The following is a 19,715-nucleotide window of genomic DNA, read 5'->3' as shown; positions in this document are numbered from 1 at the left end:
ATGTTGTCAGCTCAGTATTTCTCCATCTCACTACTCACCATTCGGCACGTACTGGAGCACACTCAAATTATCCTCGCGCAACACGTCATTCGCTAGCTCTGCTAGCTCACTTGCCGTAATCTTCCGGATGCGGTCGAAGATTTCATTCAGCGGCTCGACGCGGCCGATGTCCAGCGTGCTCTTGGCGAGCAGCTGCATGAGGCCGCCGTTGCTTTCTTCGGCCATAGCGAGCTGGCCCATCAGCTGTTCCTTCGCCGTGTGCAGCTGCGTGGAACCTAGGGTCTTTTCGCGCAGTTGTTTTAGCTCTTTCTGTACCAAAGCCACTGTGCGGTTTACTTGCTTTTTCTCCGTGCCGAAGTAAATGCCAAACAGCCCCGTATCGGTGTAAGGCGAGTACGTGGCGTCGATGGTGTACACCAGGCCGTACTTCTCCCGGATACCTAGGTTGAGGCGCGAGTTCATGCCAGGGCCGCCCAGGATGTTAGTCAGCATGAAAAACGGAATGCGGCGCGGATCTTCGATGGCGTAGGCTGGGCCGCCGATGAGGCAGTGCGCCTGCGTAATGGGCTTGCGCTCCAGCTGCTCCACGCGCTGATAGTTCGTGAACGGCGTGCGCGGCCGCTCGCCCAGCCGCGCCGGCAGCGGCGCCAGATACTTGTCGGCCATGCGCTTCACATCCTTAAAAGCTAGGTTGCTGACGGAGCTGAAGATAAGCCGGTCGGTGCGGATTTGCTCGCTGAGGAAATCCCGAAAGTCCTTTTGCTGGAAGCCCGACACGCTCTGACGCGTACCTAAGATGTTATGGCCTAACGCGTGCTTCCCGAAAATCACTTCATCGAAGTCGTCGATGATGGCGTCGTCGGGCGCATCCAGGTACATCGACATCTCTTCCAGAATCACGCCGCGTTCCTTCTCGATTTCACGCTCAGGAAACACAGAGTGGAACGTCAGATCAGTGAGCAGCTCGAAAGCGCGCTCGAAGTGTGTGCTCAGTAGCGAGGCGTAAAAGCAGATTTTCTCTTTCGTAGTGTAAGCATTCAGCTCGCCGCCTACCGTTTCGAGGCGGTTCAGGATGTGGAACGAACGGCGCTTCTCGGTGCCTTTGAAGGCCATGTGCTCCCAGAAGTGCGCCAGACCTAGCTGGTGCTCGTTTTCGTCGCGGGAGCCAATGTCGAGCAGAAAGCCGCAATGAGCAATTTTGGTGTGTAAAACTTGTTTGTGCAGAACCCGAATGCCATTCGGCAACTCGTATAGATCGTAATCAGACATAGCAGAGAGGTGGAGCGTGGGCGGCGATGTTCGAAAATAAACGCCCTTCAAATGAATAACCAGCGAATGGTGAAATGGTGAGATGGTGGAATGGTGAGACTGTGAGGAGGTGAGCCGGATATCTTCATTATATAACTAACGCACCATTTCACCAACTCACTATTTCACCTCTTCACTTTCAGCTAACACCGTTAAGAGCTGCGTAGTGCGAATGCCGCGGGCGCAATGAAAATGGCCGAGCGGACATTGGCGGTAGCCATGCAAGCCGCATGGCCGGCAGGCCAGGGGCTCCAGCAGTTCCACAACCCAGGAGCGCGGGCTGAGCGGCCCGAACCCGAAAGCGGGCACCGTGGAGCAATAAATGGCGCAGGTCGGCGCATCGACGGCCGAACACAAGTGCATGGGCGCCGAGTCGTTGACGTAGTTCAGCACCGCGCCGCGCATCAGGGCCGCTGAGGCGAGCAGCGAAAGTTTGCCGGCCAGGTTGTGCATCTTGGGCCGGCTGCTCGCCAGCAGAATTTCCTCGCAAGCGGCCACGTCGGGCGGTCCACCGATCAGATACACAGTATAGTGCGGCGGCAGCGCCTGAAGCAAAGCTAGCCATTGCTCCTTCGGAAACTGCTTGGTAAACCACACCGATGTAGGCGCCATCACGATGTACGGCTTCGCATCGGTGTAATGGGCGGCAGCAGCTTCATCGGTGGCAGTAGGGTAGAGGCGAGGGCGCGTGAGCGGCGTCTCTGCATCAGCACCTAGCAGCGCTAAGTTACGCTGTACCTCGTGCACACCTTCCTCGATAACGTGCGGCACCTTGCGCGTAAAAGCAAAGGAAAGCGGATTTTTATTAAAGCCAACCCGCTCGCGGGCACCGGAAAGCGCCGTCAGAAAACCTGTGGAGGCAAAGCGCTGGAGTGTGATAACCTGGTCATAGTGCGCGGCACGAATGTGAAGGAGTAGCCGCCACAAACCTAGGTACTTGTCCTTCTTCTTATCCCAGATCAGCACCTCCCGCACATGCGGATGGTCTTTCACCAAACCCTCATTGCCCTTGCGCACCAGGAAATCAATGGGCGTATTGGGGTGCTCCGCGTGCAGGCGTTCCAGCAGCGCCGTGGCCAGAATCACGTCGCCGATGAAAGCAGTTTGGATCAGCAGGATAGCACGTTCGACGGGTTGAGGCATTGGCGGAAATAAAGCGGCAAAGATACCTAGGTGTAGGCTGCTGACGCAACTTGCTACTGTCATTCCGAGCAGCGCGAGGAATCTGAGTTGCATGTTCTAGTGGTAAACTCAGATTCCTCGCGCTGCTCGGAATGACAGCACACCACACAGTCTGGCGCATTGTTCTAACTTGCGCAAGCCGCGCTCCGGCGCGTTTTCTTTACCCAAAGCTTACCTCTCATGCGTTACGGCCCCATCGATCCGCAGCTTTTTATTCAGAATCGGCGCAATTTCACGCAGCACCTGCCAGCCGCGTCGCTCGCTATTTTTCAATCTAACGACGTGATGCCCACCAACGCCGACGGCACGATGGCATTCCGGCAAAACAACGACCTGTTCTACCTCTCCGGCGTCGATCAGGAAGAAAGCATCCTCGTCATCTTCCCCGATGCCAAGCTGCCGCAGCACCGCGAAATCCTGTTTTTGCGCGAAACCAGCGAACATATCCTCATCTGGGAAGGCTATAAGCTGACCAAAGACGAAGCGCGGGCGCAGTCGGGCATCCCAACGATCATGTGGATCGACTCCTTCAAGCAGGTGCTGCCCGCCCTCATGAACGAGGCCGAAAACGTTTATTTGAATTCCAACGAGCACATTCGGGCCGTGGTAGAAGTAGAAACGCGTGATGCCCGTTTCGTGAAATGGATGAAGGAGCACTACCCGCTGCATCAGTACCGCCGCGTGGCGCCCCTCATGCACCAGCTGCGCGCCATCAAGAGCGACGAGGAAATCCGGCTGATGCGCCAGGCGGCCAACATTACCGAAAAGGCGTTCCGCCGCTTGCTGGGCTTTGTGAAGCCGGGCGTGTGGGAATACGAGATTGAAGCGGAGATTCTGCACGAGTTTGTGCGCAACGCCAGCCGCGGACCCGCTTACGGCAGCATCATCGCTTCGGGCGCCAGCGCCTGCATTCTGCATTACGTGAGCAACGACCGCCAGTGCCAGGATGGCGACGTGCTGCTGCTTGACTTTGGTGCCGAATACGCCAACTACGCCGCCGACCTTTCGCGCTCCTTGCCCGTGAACGGCACCTTCACCAAGCGCCAGCGCGACGTGTACGAGGCCGTGCTGCGCGTGATGAAGTTTGCCACTTCGCAGCTCGTAGCCGGCAACAACATCGAGGAATATCACGCCGCCGTGGGCCGCACGATGGAGCAGGAGTTGATTAAGCTGGATCTGCTCAATGAGTCGGATGTGAAAAACCAGAACCCGGCCGCGCCACTGTACAAAAAGTACTTCATGCACGGCACCTCGCACTACCTAGGTCTCGATGTGCACGACGTGGGTGACAAGTACCGCACCTTCGAGCCGGGCATGGTGTACACCTGCGAGCCGGGCATCTACATCCGCGAGGAAGACCTAGGTATTCGCTTGGAAAATGACATATTAATCACAAAAAGCGGCAACGAAGATCTGATGCGCACCATTCCGCTGGAGGTAGAAGATATAGAGCGTCTTATGCGGAAAAGCTAGGCCGGTAACAGGTCCTAAATAGCTTAAATAGCAGCCTCAAAAGCCCTTCTGATTACGCAGAAGGGCTTTTTTTTGTGCTTTTCTAAAATATATTTGCCTCGAAATAAGAAATGAAGCAGTCCTATATAGTAGGGCTCTCACGGCTTCATAGAAGCTGATAATCAGTGTCTAGTAGTACCTAGCCAAGATAAACTAGTAGGGAATAAATACCTACTGAATTGGTTCCATTTTTTGCCTGAACAACAACTTTATTTTAAAGACGAAGTATAGGCAGCTAGTTCCCTTACGCATTCACCTAATCAATGCAACAACACCGGACATCTTTGTTCACCCTCAAACACCCTGCTATGAGAAACGTTCTAGCAAAATCCGCTGCCTTGGGTCTGGCGCTGTTGGCGGCTGCCCCGGACGGGCAAGCCCAAACGGCAGACAGAAAATTCGCCATCGGCTTAAACGCAAATGCCTTCCAGTACAAAGGCAACCTAGGTTCCGACTTCTGGGACGCTAGCCGCGCTAAATGGGGCCCTGGCATCTCGTTTAGTATGTACCTGACGCCTGGTTTGGACATCAGCCTGAACGGTAACTATGGCGAACTCAAGAAGACTGGTGACTTCGGCACCAACTTCGCCACCAACATTGTGAATGCCAATGTAGGCCTGAAGCTGAAACTGAACAACGGCTGGGCACTGAAAGAAGATGCTGTTATACAGCCTTATCTGTTGGTTGCACCCGGCCTGTTGTATACGAGCCGCGAAGGTGTTTATAACATCAACGGTCAGAGCATTGACCTAGCTCGTGATAAGAACTACTTCAGCGTGCTGGCTGCCGCTGGTATTAACTTCCGCTTGAGCGAAGCAGTTGGTTTGTTCATCCAAACTGGCCAAACTGTTGGATACAAAGCTGACTTCGACGGCAACCCTAACCGCGACAGCGACGGTTTTGATGACCGCTTCCTGCAACACACAGCTGGCCTGACGGTAGCCCTCGGCAAAGCCAAGGATACGGACGGCGACGGTGTGCCTGATCGCAAAGACAAATGCCCCGACACGCCCGCTGGCGTAGCAGTAGACCCGAACGGTTGCCCGCTTGACGGCGACGGCGACGGTGTACCGGATTACCAGGATAAATGCCCCACCGAAAAAGGCTTGGCTACGCTGGAAGGCTGCCCTGACCGCGACGGTGACGGTGTACGGGACGGCGATGATGCCTGCCCAGATCAAGCTGGTCTGCCCGCTCTGCGTGGCTGCCCCGACTCGGACGGCGACGGTGTAACCGATGCTAACGATAAGTGCCCCGGCACACCTGCTGGCACTCAAGTAGACGCTACAGGTTGCCCATTGGTAACGGACGCTGACGGCGACGGTGTACCGGATAACCTCGATAAGTGCCCTGGCACGCCTGCTGGTTCGACTGTAGACTCGACTGGCTGCCGCGTAATTGATCCGGCTCTGATGAACAAAGTGAAGCCGGTACAGTTCGAAACGAACAGCACCGTACTGCGCAAGTCGTCGTACCCAACCCTCGACAACGTCATCACGATCCTGAACCAATATCCTGAGTACAGTGTCCGCATCTCGGGCCACGCTGATAGCCGCGGCACGGATGAGTATAACCAAGGCTTGTCGGAACGTCGCGCTGCTTCGGCTAAGCGTTACTTCACCAACAAGAAGATGGATCCGAACCGTGTAACGACGGAAGGCTTCGGCGAATCGCAACCAGCTGCTCCGAACACTTCGAAAGCAGGTCAGGCCAAGAACCGCCGCGTAGAATTCAAATTCGAGTTCTATATCCCGAGCGCACCTCAGCCGTAATTGCTGAGTAGCGAAAGCTCACCGACCCAAAAGCGGCGGACCACCTAGGTCCGCCGCTTTTTTGTTGGCTATAGGACGAGATAAGAAGCACCAAACCTAGGTATGATGGTGCGGCTATTAACCCAAGTTGTGGAACACACGAAGTGGTGGGGTAAACTACGGAGCCTCAGCGGGGGCGACACATCGGTAAAAAGAGCTGGTGAAAACGCCCCAGCCCCAGCGGGGCAACACCCAAGCCAGGTGTCGCTCCGCTGGGGCTAGGTTCTACTATGCCGTTTGTTTCTACCGATATAGTGCCCCATTGGGGCTGGTCGTCTGCTCCGCAAACTGCGTTAGCCAATGTGCGCGCCTGCTGATTTCTAAACGTTGTTCACACTCAATAACCAACCTAGCTTTTAACCAAAAAGCCCTGCCATCATTGGCAGGGCTTTTTGGTTAAAAGCTAGGTTGCAGAAATTACTTTGTAATCTGACTTACGGCGCTGGGCAGGAACTTAACGAACTGGTTAAGCTGCTCCTTGGTGAAATCACCTGCTACTGACACCAGCATAAAGGAATCGGGGGCGCCTTGCACGTTGCCGGTCGCAACCAGCTCCTGCACCCGGTCGCCTTGCTGGCGGGTGGAGTAGCGGAGCTGGCCGGCGCTGTTGTCGTTTGTCGTGACGGCCAGCGGCGTGTAGCGCTCATTGGAGAGCAGCCCGTCTACTTCCTTCAGTAAGCCCTCCGAAACCAGCTTCTCCGACTTAACGGAAGTAGGCGTGAAGGTGAGAATCTTGACGCTGCGCACCGCCGTGAGAGCCTGCGAGATGTCGTTGTCGCCACCTAGCTTGCCGAGCCGACCCAGTAGCAGGCGCGTAGTCAGCCCCGCCGACCAGTCGGTGGTGCGAAAGCCGGGGCGGTTCTGGTATTTGTTGAAGAAGGCGGCAACCGTTTTGGCTGGCCGACCGGGGCCACCCGTGCGGCAACTGGCTGCCAGCAGCCCCAGAACAATAAAAAGCGAGAAAAGGCGAAGTTTCATAAGCGTGCAGAAAGCGTAAAAAATACAGTTTGCTTCCTGTACGCAAGCGGCCGGCCGCTGTTTGGCCCTAGCCTTACTCAAAGGCAATCGTATTCAGAAAAAACACGTCGCGGCCCGGCCCATGGGGGGCGCGCACATGCTGGTAGCCGTAGGCCAGAAATCGGCTGCCATACCAGGTAAGCAGGCCTTCCTGGTTCGTATCAATAAGTTTTTCCTTCGAGTCAGGCTGCGGTGAAGTGGCAATTGGTACCACCAAGTCGTTGGGCGAGGCATTGGAGCGGTCAATGACCTTATAATGCAGCTCCTCTTCTTTCAGATACGCCATCACGAAACGCTTGCCGTCGGCGAGCGGGCGCAGGCGCACCGTTTCCACCAAGTTAGCTTGCCGTACTTCCTTTAGCACAAACGCATTGTCCCACAGTAACATACCATTGCGGTCGAAGCCGCACACAATGGCCTGAGAAGCCATGTACCCGTTAGCGGAGTTGTTCTGCGTGTTGAGGTTGGGGTAATAGCTAGGTACGTAGCCGTTCGAATAATAGGGGCTGAAGCTGCGAGCGTAGTAGCTGCCGTAGTTGCTAATGTTTTGTGAAGTAGGAAAATACACTTCCCCCACCAGCACGTAGCCATCCTCGAAAGGCTCCAGGTCGTGCATGAGCAGGTGGTAATGGTGGCGCATCTGCCGCGCCGATTCTTTCAGGCGCTGCCCCCGCTCGCGCACACGGGCGGCGCGGGCGGGCTGCATAAAGTCGAGGAAATGCTTCAGGTTCAGAAAGTCGTAGAAGCGCAACGACTTGCGCACGCCGGTAGGCGTAGTGCCCGCCGAAAGATCGGCGGCAAAAATGCCTTGCGAGTAGCGCGAATCGCGCAGGGTGTAGGTGCCGGTGAGCAGGTTGGCGGCGCTGTCGCCGGGGCTGATCTGGGCCGTGATGAGGCCCCGCTCGCTTTCGGCCTGCACAAACTCCGACTTCAGCAGCTTGCCGTCGGCAGATAGCTGCTTCACTTGCAGACGTGTCTTCTGGCCGTTCGACTGGCTCATCACAAACTTCGCCCGTTTCGTGACGGAGTCGGCCAGAAAAGTGAATTGCGTAGGTAGCGTTTCGTACACGGCCGGCAAAAACTGATGCGTACCAGCCCGTAGGTTCAGCAGCATCACCGTCAGGTGGTTTTCCACCATTGTTGTTACGAACAAATTACCGCCCAGTGCTTTGGCCTCGTAAATCGTGCGGCTGATTTTCGTCTCAAATGCTCCGGAGTGCAGTATTCCGTCGTGCGCATCGAGGCTGACTACCCACAAGTGGTCGGGCGTGTATTCCGACTGAAACAGAGCGTACACCATCGAGCCTTCCGCGCAGAGCTGTAGGAAATCATACTCGGGCGCTACCTCCAGCGGCAGCGACCAGACCGGCCGTAGCTGCCGGTCGAACTTCTGAAAGCTAATCTGGCGGCGCATGGTGCCGTTTTTCTCATCGTTCACCAGCAAGACCACGCTGCTGTCTTCGGCCAGGGTCTGCACGTACACGTCGCTGGCGTAGGCTTGCAGAGGCAGTTCCAGGCGGTTGGGCTGGGTGGGAGTGAGAGCTTGAGCGAGACTCCAGGTGGGCCAGCCAGCCAGCAGGAGCATAAAAAATCGGAGTAGTGGGTGTTTCATAGCGGCAGGAGCAAAGACCGCCTTTCCGGGGCGTTTATACAGTTAAGATACGATGCAGCGGCCGCAAAGTCACGTTCATTTTTGCAATAAATGCGTCTTTCATGGGCCTTACTCGGCTTGCTGGCAACATCTGAGTGGTGCCGTAGCGTTCAGGCTCAAGGCTAGGTTTTTACCAAAAAAAGAAGGCCGAAACAGCTAGCTGCTCCGGCCCTTATGGCGACCTAGGTATAAATAAGCTAGCTGCCCAGCTCCAGCACCACATCGAACTCGGCCGGCTGCAACGGCATCACCGACAGGCGCGACTGCCGCAACAGCCCGATCTGGCTCAGGCGAGCATCCTGCTTGATCTGGGCAAGCGTGACCGGCCGCACCAGTGCCTGCTGCGGGGCTAGCTCTACGGCCACCCAGCCGCTGCCCGCCTCGGCTGTAGAGTCAGGGGCAGCGGCGCGGCTTACTAGCGCCACGCCAACCACGGTTTTGTCGGTGACGCTGTGATAGAAAAGCACTAGGTCGCCGGGCTGCATTTGCTGCAAATAGTTGCGTGCCTGAAAGTTGCGGACGCCGGTCCACTCGGTGCGGCCTTCGGCGGTGAAGTCCGCCCAGGAATATTTAACGGGTTCTGATTTGACAAGCCAGTAGTTCATGCGGCGCAAGCTACTGCCGAATGCCCCAGCGCCGCAACCTAGCTAGCAGCTAGTAAAGGCGGAAAATGTAGCGTGCCTGCACCATATTGTTTTGTACGGGCTTGGTAACGAGGATGAATTCTGGAATTCCTGTATCGTTCGGTTTAAGACGAAAACCCTGGTTGTCTTCGCTGGTCCAGGTGCCTGAAATATCAAGGGCTCCATCAGCAAGACCAGACGTGTACCATACGAAGGTACCGTCGCTTTCGAGACGGAACCCATCGCGGCCCCAGCCCGAAGATGTGAAGGTGCCTCTAGGTTTGTACGTGTAGTTTCCCTCTGCATCAGGCTGCGTAGAGGCGCGGTCCCAGTCGATTCCGAACAAAGAAGTTTCGAGAGTAGGATCTTGGTCTTTCTTGCAGCTGCCAGCCAGGAAAAACAAGAGGAGAAATGAGAATAAGTAAGCGAAACGCATTGCACCGTTCGATTATAGGTAAAACAGAATTGTTGCTACCAGGAGCCTAGCGGTATACAAATAGTTGCAAGTGCTACTGCACCCGCCGCACTTTTAGTACTTCCTTCTCCAGCGAAACAATTTCCAGCGTATAATCCGGGTCGCGCTTGTCGTCGAGGGAAATGCGGATGATGCGGCCGCTTTCGGGTTTCCAGCTGCCTTTGCGGCCTTCCAACCCGTCAGTGGGGGCAATGTCGTACTGCGTAAACAGGCCGTTGTGGTCGAAGCTGAAGCCGGTGCGGCCGCGCGACGGCGGGAAGCTGTAAGTGTTGGGCCGGTACACCCACACGTCGCCCTGGTCTTCTTCCTGGGCGTGCAGCCAGGTGCGCTCCAACTGTTGGAACTGAGATGAAGTGCGAGCGTCGGGCCGGCAGGTCGCGGCCAGCAGTAGCACGCTCAGACAAGCTAGAAGAGTGAACAGGCGCATAAGGCTAGGGGAGGAGATACTAGGAAAAAGGAGGTTCACAAAACAGCCACGACTTACGTACAGCTTCCTAATAATACGTCATACGGGCCAATTTAGTCGCGCAGGCGGGTTAGCACTTGGTCGCTTCCCACGTACTGTATTGTACCTTTACTGTCACCACCTGGCGCCTGGGTCACATTCCGGGCGCCGCAGAGCTTGTTGATTTTGGATAACCGCGCCCTGATCCGCGCCTTCCGCCTGGCGGCTTCGCTGCTGGAGCTACACGACGAAAACCCGTTTAAAATCCGGGCGTACGAAGGCACTGCCGCCGCCCTCGAGCGGCTCGAATTTCCCGTTGCCGAAGTAGAGCGCACCGGCCTGCCCGACCGAACCGGTCTGAGCAAAACCGCTGCTGCTCGCGTCGCCGAGCTGCTCGATACCGGCTCGTTCGACGAGCTGACGCGCCTGCTCAGCATCACTCCGCCCGGTGTGGTCGAGATGCTGAATATCAAAGGCATTGGCCCCAAAAAGATCCGGGCCTTGTGGCGCGACCTAGGTATCGAAAGCCCCGACGCCCTCCGCGAAGCTGCCGAGCAGGACCGCGTAAGCAAGCTCAAAGGCTTCGGTAAAAAGACCCAGGACGCCATTCTGCAAGCTTTGGAGTTTAACCTGGAAAGCCGAGGTAAGCTGCTGTATCCGCAGGCCGAAGAGCTGGGTAACGACCTGGCGGCCCGCTTGCAGGAGGCGCTGTTCACCGATCAGGTAGCGGTAGCAGGTGAAGTGCGCCGACGGTTGGAAGTAGTGGAAACCGTAAGCCTCGTGGCCGCCACAGCGCAGCCGTGGAAAGCGCAGGAACTGTTCAATAGCTTGGAGGGCCTCACGGCCGATCCGGCGCGCTCGGGGCCGTTTGCCTGGCGCGGCACGGCCACGACATCGGGCGTGAAAGTGGAGGTGCATCTCGTCAAAAAGGAAGACTACATCAACCAGCTTTTCCTGCTCACCGGCAACGAAGCCCACCTGACCGAACCAATTCCCGGCGTGTCGCCAGGCCAACCTAGCTCCTTGCGCCAGGTCGTGAAGCGGGAGAAGTTTTACCAGGAAACGGCCATCTACCAGAAAGCCGGCCTGCAATACGTCGAGCCGGAGTTGCGCGAAGGCCTCGGCGAAATTGCGCTGGCAAAAGAGAATAAAATTCCTAAGCTGCTAGAAGACAGTGATCTGCGCGGCTCCCTGCACAATCACAGTACCTACTCCGACGGCTCGCACACATTGCGCCAGATGGCCGAGTTTCTGCGCGATAATGGCTACGAATACCTAGGTATCTGCGACCACTCGCAGGCGGCGCACTACGCCAACGGGCTTTATCCGGAGCGCGTGCAGCAGCAGCAGCGCGAAATCGACCAGCTTAACCAGGAGCTGGCGCCGTTTCGCATCTTCAAAGGCATCGAAAGCGACATCCTCGGCGACGGCGCCCTCGACTATACGCCCGACGTGCTAGCCTCCTTCGATTTCATTGTGGCCTCGGTGCACAGCAACCTGAAAATGGACGAGCAGCGCGCCACCAACCGCCTGCTGCGCGCCATCGAAAACCCGTACACCACCATGCTAGGTCACCCGACGGGCCGCTTGCTGCTGCGCCGCGAAGGCTACCCAATCAACTACAAAGCCGTCATCGACGCCTGCGCCCGCCACAACGTGATTATCGAAATCAACGCCAACCCGTGGCGCCTCGACCTGGATTGGCGCTGGGTGCGCTACGCCCTGGATCAGGGCGTGAAGCTCAGCATCAACCCCGATGCGCACCACACCAACGGCTATGCCGATATGCGCTACGGCGTGATGATGGGTCGCAAGGGTGGCTTAACCAAAGAAATGACTTTCAACGCGTTATCGGCAGAAGAAATGGCCACGTACTTCGCGGAGCGCAAAGCGAATATTAAGCCGGCGGAGGTATTCAAAACGACGCTGTTCTAGAAACCTAGGTGTCATTCCGAACCAAGCGAGGAATCTGAGTTAATTATCTAAGCCCGTAAACTCAGATTCCTCGCTTCGTTCGGAATGACAGACGGGCGGTTGCTGTTGCCGGGCTACATCCTACCAATTCTCATGAAAATCCTTGTTCTGCGCTTTTCTTCCATCGGTGATATTGTGCTCACGACGCCGGTGCTCCGGGGACTGAAGCAGCAGGTGCCCGGTGCGCAGGTACATTTCTGCACGAAGCCGGCTTACCGTAGCATCATCGAGCCCAATCCGTACGTCGACAAAGCCCATTACCTCACCGGCACCCTCGGCGAGCTGATTAAGGAGCTAAAGGCCGAGCGGTTTGACTACGTTGTAGATCTGCACAACAATCTGCGCACCAGCCTGATAAAGCTGCGCCTGGGCGTGCACGCTTCCAGCTTCGACAAGCTGAACCTGCAAAAGTGGCTGCTGGTGCGCTTCAAAATTAATACGCTGCCGCACGTCCACATCGTCGATCGGTACCTGGCTGCCGCTGCGCCCCTGGGTGTGAGCAACGATGGCAAGGGGCTCGACTATTTCATTCCGGCGCGGGATGAAGTGGATCTGGAGGTATTGCCGGCCGAGTTTCAGCGGGGCTACGTTGCGTTTGCTATTGGTGCTCAGCACGCTACCAAGCGCCTGCCCGTGGAGCGCATCATTGAGCTGTGCGCCTTGCTGAAGCGCCCTGTCGTGCTGCTCGGCGGCCCCGAAGATGAAAGCACTGGTCACGTTATTGAGTTGCACTTTGAGCACCAGCGGCAGCAAGCCAGCGCCGACAACCTAGCTTTGCGCAGCGTGCCCGATAGTCCGTATTACTTTCCCCGGAACGCGGGTGGTATTCCGCCGCAAACGCTCATCTACAACACCTGCGGCCATTTCTCACTAAATCAATCCGCCTCCTTGGTGCGGCAGTCGCAGTTTGTCGTCAGCCACGATACGGGTCTGATGCACATTGCGGCAGCGTTCAAAAAGGAGATTTTCAGCGTGTGGGGCAACACGGTGCCGGCCTTCGGCATGTATCCGTACCGCACCGAATTCCGCATTCTGGAGCGAGAAGGGCTCAGCTGCCGGCCGTGTTCCAAGATCGGTTATGAAAAGTGCCCGCTCGGCCATTTTAAGTGCATGCGCGAAATTCCGTTTAACCTAGACCTGCCGCCTACGCGCGACGGACGCTAGCTAAGCACAAGAATATCAGGGTAGATGCGTAGCTTGGGACTGAACAATCCCCATCTTGCTAGCTTCTACGCTTATGGAACCTTCGCCTCTTATTCCTGCGGCCGTCCTGATAAAAGTTGGGCCGGAAGCGCTACTGGCCGAAGTGCAGGCCGGGCGTCACACGTTTTTCCTGGATGAACCCGTTGCCGTTGGCGGTCAGGATCTAGGTCCTACACCCTACGATATGTTGCTCGCGGCCCTGGGTTCCTGCACGGCCATCACGCTGCGCCTCTATGCCACCCAGAAAAAGTGGCCGTTGGAAGGCGTCGAAGTGCGTCTCAGCCACCAACGTGTGCACCGCCTAGACTGTGACCAGTGCGAGTCGGCGGGCGAGATGCTGGAAGAAGTAACCAAAGAATTACGCTTGCTTGGGCCGCTCACGCCGGAGCAGCGCCAGCGCCTGCATAGTGTTTCCGAGAAGTGCCCGGTGCAGAAAACGCTCACCAGCGGGGCTATGCGCATCATCACGATCTTGGCCGAGTAGAAGGCGAACGTGGTTTTATTTAAATTCATCAAACCTAGCTTTTGCAGCTAGTGTATTCTGGCAAAGTAATTCAACTACGTCATGTCTCTCTGCACGCACCTTCAAGCTATTGGAACAGTTATCCTGACCCCATCCGAGCACGTTTGTCCGGAGTGCATTGCTGTAGGTGATAGATGGGTGCATCTGCGCGTGTGCCAGACGTGCGGCCACGTCGGTTGCTGCGACTCGTCCAAAAACAAGCACGCCACCAAACACTTTCATGCGACTCAGCACCCCGTTGTCACCTCAGCCGAGCCGGGCGAGCAATGGGCCTGGTGCTACGTGGATGAGCAGATGGCTGAGTATTAATACAACCTAGCTTGTAGAATACGGCGATAGTACGATAAAACCCTTAGTAGCAGCTTGTCGAGGGATAAAGGCACTAAAATTTTTAGTGGTTCTTATAACATATGTATTTATGAATATTATTCATAAATTGTTGCCAATTCGGCCAACAAAACCTTATCTGTTTCTCATCTTCTATGCGTTTTTCTACTCTTACCTCACTAGCCTCCGCGCTGGTTGTTTTACTGTTAACCTCTTGCGGACCTAGCATTTACCTGGCTCAGGACTTCCGCTCTTATGCACCTAAACACAAGAAAGTAGCCATCCTGCCCGCTGCCGTCACGATGCAGCTGCGCCCGAATCAGGCCAAGAATACCACCGCCGAGCAGCAAGCCACTATGGAGCAGCAAAGCGGAACCAACTTTCAGGAGAAGATTTATTCCTGGCTGTTGCGCCGTAGCCAGCAGCGTGGCTATACTGTCGAGTTTCAGGATGTAACCCAAACCAACGCTCTGCTTCGTGAAAATCATATTGCCTACGCGGAGCTGCGGAGCCACACGGCCCAGGAGCTAGCCAAGATGCTCGGTGTTGACGCTGTGCTGACCACCAGCGTGCGGACCACCAAGCCCATGAGCGACGGTGCCGCCGTAGCCATCGGCCTGATTGCCGGGGCTTGGGGCGCTACAAACCAAGCCAACATCACGGTGAACATCAACGAATCGGATGCCGGCAAGCTCCTGTGGAAGTACGATTACGTAGCTGCCGGCTCCGTTTTCAGCTCTACCGAAAACATCGTGGATGCGCTGATGCGCAACGCTTCCAAGAAATTTCCTTACACTCCCAAGTCGTAATTTTTCCTTCTTACACGTTGCCGCCGAATGAAAAGGGCCGCTTTGCCATACTGGCAAAGCGGCCCTTTTCGTTAAGTAACAGCGGAAAAACCTAGGTTGGCGCAAGAGCTACCCAATTTTCTCAAACCCGCAGTAGCTGTGCAGCACCTGCGGAAGCCGGATGCCGTCTTCCGTCTGGTTGTTTTCTAGCAAGGCGGCTACGATGCGCGGCAAAGCCAGAGCCGAGCCGTTGAGCGTGTGCAGCAGCTGCGTTTTGCCACCTTCCGCCCGGTAGCGCAGCTTGAGGCGGTTAGCCTGGTACGTTTCGAAGTTGCTGGCCGAGCTAACTTCCAGCCAGCGGCCTTGGGCGGCGCTCCACACTTCCAGGTCGTAGGTGAGAGCCGACGTGAAGCTCATGTCGCCGCCGCAGAGGCGCAGCACGCGGTAGGGCAGCTCCAGCTTTTGTAGCAGGCCTTCGATGTGCGCCCGCATTTCTTCCAGAATGCCGTAGCTCTGCTCGGGCAAGGCAATCTGCACGATTTCCACTTTATCGAACTGGTGCAGGCGGTTGAGGCCGCGCACATCGGCGCCCCAGCTACCCGCCTCGCGGCGGAAGCACGGCGTGTAGCCGGCATTGCGGATGGGTAACTTTTCCGTCGCGATAATCTCATCGCGGTAGAGGTTGGTGATGGGCACCTCCGCCGTCGGAATCAGGTAAAGGTTGTCCTGGGCGTCATGGTACATCTGGCCATCTTTGTCGGGCAGCTGGCCCGTGCCATAGCCCGACGCTTCGTTCACCAGAATCGGCGGTTGCACTTCCTCGTAACCCGCGTTGCGCGCTTCGTCCAGAAAGAAGTTGATCAGCGCCCGCTGCAACCTGGCTCCTTGCCCTTTATACACTGGAAAACCAGCTCCCGTAATTTTATTGCCCAACTCAAAGTCGATGATATCGTACTTCTTAATCAACTCCCAATGAGGCAAGGCATGAGGCGGCAGCTCGGGCTTCGGGCCGTGCTCAGCCACTACCTCGTTGTCGGCGGGGGTGCGGCCGGCGGGCACGCTGCTGTGCGGCAGGTTGGGCAGCTTCACCAAAGCTAGTTGGAGCGAGGTTTCAACCTGGGTTAGCTCTTCAGCGGCGGTTTTGGTTTGCTGCTTCAGCGTGGCGGTGCGGGCTTTCAGCGTTTCAGCGCCGGCTTTGTCGCCGCTTTTCATCAGTCCTCCGATCTGGCGGGCCAGCTCGTTGGCTTCGGCCTGCGCCTGGTCGTGTTCCGTCTGAAGTTGACGGCGGCGCTGGTCGAGGTCGAGAATAGCCGCTACTTCCGTCTCGGCGTTGGGGTAGTGCTTTTTGGCCAAACCAGCCAGCACGAGGTCAGTTTGTTCTTTTAATACAGAAACTTGCAGCATAGAGCAGAAAACGCGTAGTGTAATGGGAACAAAAGTAGATAGAAGTAGCGTAAGCAACCTATACGGAGCCTGGTACGTGCCCGGCAACCTAGGTTTTGTTAGCTTCCTGGTTAACAACCCGTATAACCTATAAAATTCGTGTATCCAATTTGGCGGTTCGCGCGTATTCTGTTAACATTGCGTTAGCAAGCCGGCCGCTGATGCCGGGCCCGCAGTTAGTATTTCTCGCGTACGGCCCGTTTTTTTCCAGCGCCTCCCCTTATATCACCCCGGGTTTCGAGCTACTCTCAATGTCGCGCGCCGTTCTGCGGCTACTCTCCTTCTTCAGGTTTGATCTATAGTGCTCCATTGCCGGTTCTGTGCCCTGTCCGTTTTTTCCTCCTGTTTAGTTTATGTACAATATTGAAGAGTTGAAGGATCGACTGCTATCCGAACTGAAAGAGATAGCAGAAGAGCTGAATGTTGGCAACTTCAAGAAACTCAGCAAGCAAGATCTGATTTACAAGATCCTGGATCAACAGGCGGTTACGCCCACTGATAAGCTTCCTAAAAAAATAAAACCAGCCGACGATAAACCCGCCGAGCAGCCCTTCTCGGATGTTGCGGTAGCTTCGCCGCCCGCTCCGGCTGCGGAGGAAACCACGGCAGCGCCCGTCCGCCGCGAGCCGGCGCCGCGCCGCGCGCCGCGCGCACCACAGCCAGCGGCTGTTGCGCCTGCGGTTGCGGCCGCCGTTAGCGAAGCAGTAGCTCCTGAACCTAGCCCTGCACCTGAGCCGGTAGCGGCAACGGAAGCGGCTCCCGAGGATTTAACGGGACCTAGCCGACCCATCCGAATATACCAGCGCCCCGAGCGCCGCACGCGCAATGGTGCGGCCGTCAACGGGCGCTCGGCGGAGAACGGTGCTACACTTATTAATGCTGAGACGCAGCCGGAGCTTTTCGCACCAGCTTCGGTGGCGAACCCGGCGCCAGCAGCGGTAGAAACGTCGGAATCTCCTGTTGTAGAAGCTCCTGGAACGGAGACGGCTGTTATCGAAGCCCCTGTAGCCGAGCCGGCTGTAGTACCTGCTGCACCGCGTGAACCTCGTCCTGACCAACCCACTGCCTTTGTGCGGGAAGGCCGCGAGAACCGCGAGTTTCAGCGTGAGCCGCGGGAAAACCGCGACGGTCGTGAGCAGCGCAACGACGCGCCACGGGAGCCCCGCGAATACCGCAACGATGCACCCCGTGAGCCACGCGACCGGGAAAACCGCGACCCGCGGGCTTTGCGCACCGATGCACCGCGTGAACCCCGCGAACCACGGGAGCAGCGCGACGGCCTAGGTAATCGTGACCAGCAGCAACGCCGCGAGGACCGGTTTGCCGCCCGCGACCAACAGCGGCAGCAGCGCCAGGGCGAACCCCGCGAGCCGCGGCAGCCTGACGCACAGCAGCAACGCGCGCCGCGCAATGATTTCGACATCACGATCAACAGCGAAGGCACCCTGGAGATGATGCCCGACGGCGGCTACGGTTTTCTCCGCTCGCCGTTCTACAACTACCTAGCTTCGCCCGACGACATTTACGTGGCTCCGCAGCAGGTGAAGCAATTTGCCCTGAAGGCTGGCGACACGGTGAAATGCACCATTCGTCCGCCCCGCGAAGGCGAGAAGTATTTTGCTTTGGTGAATGTGGAAGGTATCAATGGCCGCACGGTGGAAGAAGCCCGCGACCGGATTCCGTTCAACAACCTGACCCCGCTCTTTGCGCAAGAGCGCCTAAAGCTTACGACGAAATCCAGCCTGCTGAGCACTCGTATTCTGGATTTGTTTGCGCCGATCGGCAAAGGTCAGCGTGGTCTGATTGTGGCGCAGCCGAAAACGGGCAAAACGGTGCTGTTGCAGGAAGTAGCGAATGCTATTTCCGAAAACCACCCCGAAGTCTACCTCATGATCCTGCTCATCGATGAGCGCCCAGAAGAGGTAACGGACATGGCCCGCTCGGTGAAAGCCGAAGTGCTCAGCTCGACCTTCGACGAAACCGCTGACCGCCACGTGAAAATCGCGACCATTGCCTTGGAAAAAGCCAAGCGCTTGGTAGAATGCGGCCATGATGTGGTGATTCTGCTGGATTCGATTACCCGTCTGGCGCGTGCCTACAACACAGTGCAACCTGCTTCGGGTAAAATCCTGTCGGGTGGTGTGGATGCCAACGCGCTGCATAAGCCTAAGCGCTTCTTCGGTGCGGCCCGCAACGTGGAAAACGGCGGTTCGCTCACCATCATTGCCACGGCTCTAATTGAAACGGGTTCGAAGATGGACGAGGTAATCTTTGAGGAATTCAAAGGTACCGGCAACATGGAATTGCAGCTCGACCGCAAGCTTGCCAACAAGCGCGTGTTTCCGGCCATCGACATTCCGGCTTCCGGTACCCGCCGCGAAGACCTACTCATGGGTAAGGACGAGCTCAGCCGCATTTGGGTGCTGCGCAAGTTCATGTCGGACATGACCGCCATCGAGGCCATGGAATTCCTGAAAGACCGCATCAAGGGCACGAAGAGCAACGAAGAGTTCCTGGTGTCGATGAACGGCTAGGTTTTGTTAATCAGTTAATTGCAAAAGCGCCAGTCCGGTTTGGGCTGGCGCTTTTGTTTGTAAAGCTCCTCCGCAGGACGCTCCGGGGCGTCCTGACGGGCTTGCTACGCAGCTTCATTATTACCTGTAGCCGCGTAAGCTAGGTACGATACTACTTCTCTGAGGCTTGTCGGCTGCCTTCCCCGCCGACCAAGGATGTTCTAACATTTGTCTGTTTAGCTGGTTTTTTGCTTATGGAACCCGAAATTGATCTGCCCGAATTACTGTACATCTACGACCCGCTATGTAGCTGGTGCTACGGCATGACGCCGATTGTGCAGCGCATTCAAACGGAGTTTGCCGGGCGTATAAACGTATCGGTACTTAACGGCGGCATGATGCAAGGAGAGAAAGTGGGGCCTATTGGCCCAAATTGGCCAGTGATAGAAGCTAGCTTAGCTGCTATTGAGCGGGTGACGGGCGCGCACTTCGGAGAGGCATTCCGAAAGCTAGGGGAGGAGGGAAGCTACGTGCAAAACTCGGAGCTGCCGTGCCGCGCCCTAGCTGTTTTTCGCCAGTTGGATGTTGCGCAAAACCGGGCTGTCAGCTTCGCGCACGATATTCAGCGCGCTTTGTTTGAAGATGGCAAAGACCTAAACGACCCGGCGACTTACAATGATTTGGTGATGCCGTATGGTCTCGAAGCCGCGGCTTTTCAGCAGCTGCTGGCTACTGCGCAGAAAGCCGTACGGCAGGAGTTTGCCGCCGTGGCGCAAATTGGCGTAAAGGGTTTTCCCACTTCCATCTTGCGCGTGGGTGGCCAGGGCTACTTGCTGGCGCAAGGTTTTCAGCGCTACGAAGTGTTTGCCTCAGGGCTGGAGCTAGCCTTGTTGCAGGCCAGCGAAGAGTCGGCAAAATAG

At 56.7% G+C, this 19,715-nt stretch carries 17 protein-coding genes; 9 read left to right on the top strand and 8 right to left on the bottom strand.

Annotated elements, in window-relative coordinates:
- Positions 1-30: 30 nt before the first annotated feature.
- Both IEX74_RS01545 and IEX74_RS01540 read right to left on the bottom strand, forming a co-directional pair.
- Positions 31-1,269, bottom strand: coding sequence for a M16 family metallopeptidase (locus IEX74_RS01545; protein ID WP_188810254.1), 1,239 nt, complete (start codon positions 1,267-1,269; stop codon positions 31-33).
- A 159-nt stretch (positions 1,270-1,428) separates the two neighbouring features.
- On the bottom strand, positions 1,429-2,544 hold the full coding sequence (locus tag IEX74_RS01540; RefSeq protein WP_308421102.1) for a glycosyltransferase family 9 protein: 1,116 nt from the start codon (positions 2,542-2,544) through the stop codon (positions 1,429-1,431).
- Positions 2,545-2,670: 126 nt separating this feature from the next.
- Here IEX74_RS01540 and IEX74_RS01535 point away from each other — a divergent pair, with 126 nt between their 5' ends.
- Both IEX74_RS01535 and IEX74_RS01530 read left to right on the top strand, forming a co-directional pair.
- Positions 2,671-3,963 carry an aminopeptidase P N-terminal domain-containing protein gene (locus IEX74_RS01535; RefSeq protein WP_188810252.1) on the top strand — a complete coding sequence of 431 codons (1,293 nt, stop codon included), beginning with the start codon at positions 2,671-2,673 and terminating at the stop codon, positions 3,961-3,963.
- Between the two features lie 347 nt (positions 3,964-4,310).
- Positions 4,311-5,774 carry an OmpA family protein gene (locus IEX74_RS01530; protein WP_188810250.1) on the top strand — a complete coding sequence of 488 codons (1,464 nt, stop codon included), beginning with the start codon at positions 4,311-4,313 and terminating at the stop codon, positions 5,772-5,774.
- Between the two features lie 456 nt (positions 5,775-6,230).
- Here IEX74_RS01530 and IEX74_RS01525 read toward each other — a convergent pair whose 3' ends face one another.
- The 5 genes from IEX74_RS01525 to IEX74_RS01505 form a co-directional block, all read right to left on the bottom strand.
- Positions 6,231-6,791, bottom strand: a complete 561-nt coding sequence (locus IEX74_RS01525; protein WP_188810248.1) for a DUF4252 domain-containing protein — start codon at positions 6,789-6,791, stop codon at positions 6,231-6,233.
- A 73-nt stretch (positions 6,792-6,864) separates the two neighbouring features.
- The gene (locus IEX74_RS01520) at positions 6,865-8,442 is read right to left on the bottom strand and encodes a hypothetical protein (RefSeq protein WP_188810246.1); all 1,578 of its coding nucleotides are present in this window, start codon (positions 8,440-8,442) and stop codon (positions 6,865-6,867) included.
- A 236-nt stretch (positions 8,443-8,678) separates the two neighbouring features.
- Positions 8,679-9,086 carry an EVE domain-containing protein gene (locus tag IEX74_RS01515; RefSeq protein ID WP_188810244.1) on the bottom strand — a complete coding sequence of 136 codons (408 nt, stop codon included), beginning with the start codon at positions 9,084-9,086 and terminating at the stop codon, positions 8,679-8,681.
- A gap of 49 nt (positions 9,087-9,135) precedes the next feature.
- Positions 9,136-9,507: a hypothetical protein gene (locus IEX74_RS01510; RefSeq protein WP_188810242.1), complete on the bottom strand. Its 372-nt coding sequence runs from the start codon at positions 9,505-9,507 to the stop codon at positions 9,136-9,138.
- A gap of 106 nt (positions 9,508-9,613) precedes the next feature.
- On the bottom strand, positions 9,614-10,006 hold the full coding sequence (locus tag IEX74_RS01505) for a hypothetical protein (protein ID WP_188810240.1): 393 nt from the start codon (positions 10,004-10,006) through the stop codon (positions 9,614-9,616).
- A 204-nt stretch (positions 10,007-10,210) separates the two neighbouring features.
- Here IEX74_RS01505 and IEX74_RS01500 point away from each other — a divergent pair, with 204 nt between their 5' ends.
- The 5 genes from IEX74_RS01500 (at position 10,211) to IEX74_RS01480 (ending at position 14,860) form a co-directional block, all read left to right on the top strand.
- Complete coding sequence (locus IEX74_RS01500) at positions 10,211-11,959, top strand: DNA polymerase/3'-5' exonuclease PolX (RefSeq protein WP_188810238.1); 1,749 nt, start codon at positions 10,211-10,213, stop codon at positions 11,957-11,959.
- A 132-nt stretch (positions 11,960-12,091) separates the two neighbouring features.
- Positions 12,092-13,162, top strand: coding sequence for a glycosyltransferase family 9 protein (locus tag IEX74_RS01495; RefSeq protein ID WP_188810236.1), 1,071 nt, complete (start codon positions 12,092-12,094; stop codon positions 13,160-13,162).
- 73 nt (positions 13,163-13,235) lie between these two features.
- Positions 13,236-13,685 (top strand): OsmC family protein, encoded by a 450-nt coding sequence (locus tag IEX74_RS01490; protein WP_188810234.1) that lies wholly within the window; start codon positions 13,236-13,238, stop codon positions 13,683-13,685.
- 81 nt (positions 13,686-13,766) lie between these two features.
- The gene (locus IEX74_RS01485; protein ID WP_188810232.1) at positions 13,767-14,033 is read left to right on the top strand and encodes a UBP-type zinc finger domain-containing protein; all 267 of its coding nucleotides are present in this window, start codon (positions 13,767-13,769) and stop codon (positions 14,031-14,033) included.
- 173 nt (positions 14,034-14,206) lie between these two features.
- Positions 14,207-14,860: a hypothetical protein gene (locus IEX74_RS01480; RefSeq protein WP_188810230.1), complete on the top strand. Its 654-nt coding sequence runs from the start codon at positions 14,207-14,209 to the stop codon at positions 14,858-14,860.
- A gap of 108 nt (positions 14,861-14,968) precedes the next feature.
- On the opposite strand, the gene serS is transcribed toward IEX74_RS01480, so the two are convergent.
- On the bottom strand, positions 14,969-16,243 hold the full coding sequence (serS, locus tag IEX74_RS01475; protein ID WP_188810227.1) for a serine--tRNA ligase: 1,275 nt from the start codon (positions 16,241-16,243) through the stop codon (positions 14,969-14,971).
- Positions 16,244-16,635: 392 nt separating this feature from the next.
- Here serS and rho point away from each other — a divergent pair, with 392 nt between their 5' ends.
- Both rho and IEX74_RS01465 read left to right on the top strand, forming a co-directional pair.
- Positions 16,636-18,816 carry a transcription termination factor Rho gene (rho, locus tag IEX74_RS01470; protein WP_188810225.1) on the top strand — a complete coding sequence of 727 codons (2,181 nt, stop codon included), beginning with the start codon at positions 16,636-16,638 and terminating at the stop codon, positions 18,814-18,816.
- Positions 18,817-19,049: 233 nt separating this feature from the next.
- Entirely contained in the window at positions 19,050-19,715 is a 666-nt protein-coding gene (locus IEX74_RS01465; protein ID WP_188810223.1) for a DsbA family protein, read from the top strand.

Source organism: Hymenobacter cavernae, assembly GCF_014641455.1.
Classification (GTDB): Bacteria; Bacteroidota; Bacteroidia; order Cytophagales; family Hymenobacteraceae; genus Hymenobacter; species Hymenobacter cavernae.
The sequence above is the reverse complement of the archived record's forward strand: the minus strand, read 5'-3'. Positions and strand labels throughout refer to the sequence as shown.

Excerpts from the sequence above, each read along its gene's own strand:
- IEX74_RS01465 (WP_188810223.1), top strand. The coding sequence starts at position 19,050 with ATGGAACCCGAAATTGATCTGCCCGAATTACTGTACATCTACGACCCG.
- IEX74_RS01515 (WP_188810244.1), bottom strand. The coding sequence starts at position 9,086 with ATGAACTACTGGCTTGTCAAATCAGAACCCGTTAAATATTCCTGGGCG.
- IEX74_RS01540 (WP_308421102.1), bottom strand. The coding sequence starts at position 2,544 with ATGCAACTCAGATTCCTCGCGCTGCTCGGAATGACAGTAGCAAGTTGC.
- IEX74_RS01490 (WP_188810234.1), top strand. The coding sequence starts at position 13,236 with ATGGAACCTTCGCCTCTTATTCCTGCGGCCGTCCTGATAAAAGTTGGG.
- IEX74_RS01505 (WP_188810240.1), bottom strand. The coding sequence starts at position 10,006 with ATGCGCCTGTTCACTCTTCTAGCTTGTCTGAGCGTGCTACTGCTGGCC.
- IEX74_RS01495 (WP_188810236.1), top strand. The coding sequence starts at position 12,092 with ATGAAAATCCTTGTTCTGCGCTTTTCTTCCATCGGTGATATTGTGCTC.
- IEX74_RS01530 (WP_188810250.1), top strand. The coding sequence starts at position 4,311 with ATGAGAAACGTTCTAGCAAAATCCGCTGCCTTGGGTCTGGCGCTGTTG.
- serS (WP_188810227.1), bottom strand. The coding sequence starts at position 16,243 with ATGCTGCAAGTTTCTGTATTAAAAGAACAAACTGACCTCGTGCTGGCT.
- IEX74_RS01545 (WP_188810254.1), bottom strand. The coding sequence starts at position 1,269 with ATGTCTGATTACGATCTATACGAGTTGCCGAATGGCATTCGGGTTCTG.
- IEX74_RS01485 (WP_188810232.1), top strand. The coding sequence starts at position 13,767 with ATGTCTCTCTGCACGCACCTTCAAGCTATTGGAACAGTTATCCTGACC.
- IEX74_RS01535 (WP_188810252.1), top strand. The coding sequence starts at position 2,671 with ATGCGTTACGGCCCCATCGATCCGCAGCTTTTTATTCAGAATCGGCGC.
- IEX74_RS01480 (WP_188810230.1), top strand. The coding sequence starts at position 14,207 with ATGCGTTTTTCTACTCTTACCTCACTAGCCTCCGCGCTGGTTGTTTTA.
- IEX74_RS01525 (WP_188810248.1), bottom strand. The coding sequence starts at position 6,791 with ATGAAACTTCGCCTTTTCTCGCTTTTTATTGTTCTGGGGCTGCTGGCA.
- rho (WP_188810225.1), top strand. The coding sequence starts at position 16,636 with ATGTACAATATTGAAGAGTTGAAGGATCGACTGCTATCCGAACTGAAA.
- IEX74_RS01520 (WP_188810246.1), bottom strand. The coding sequence starts at position 8,442 with ATGAAACACCCACTACTCCGATTTTTTATGCTCCTGCTGGCTGGCTGG.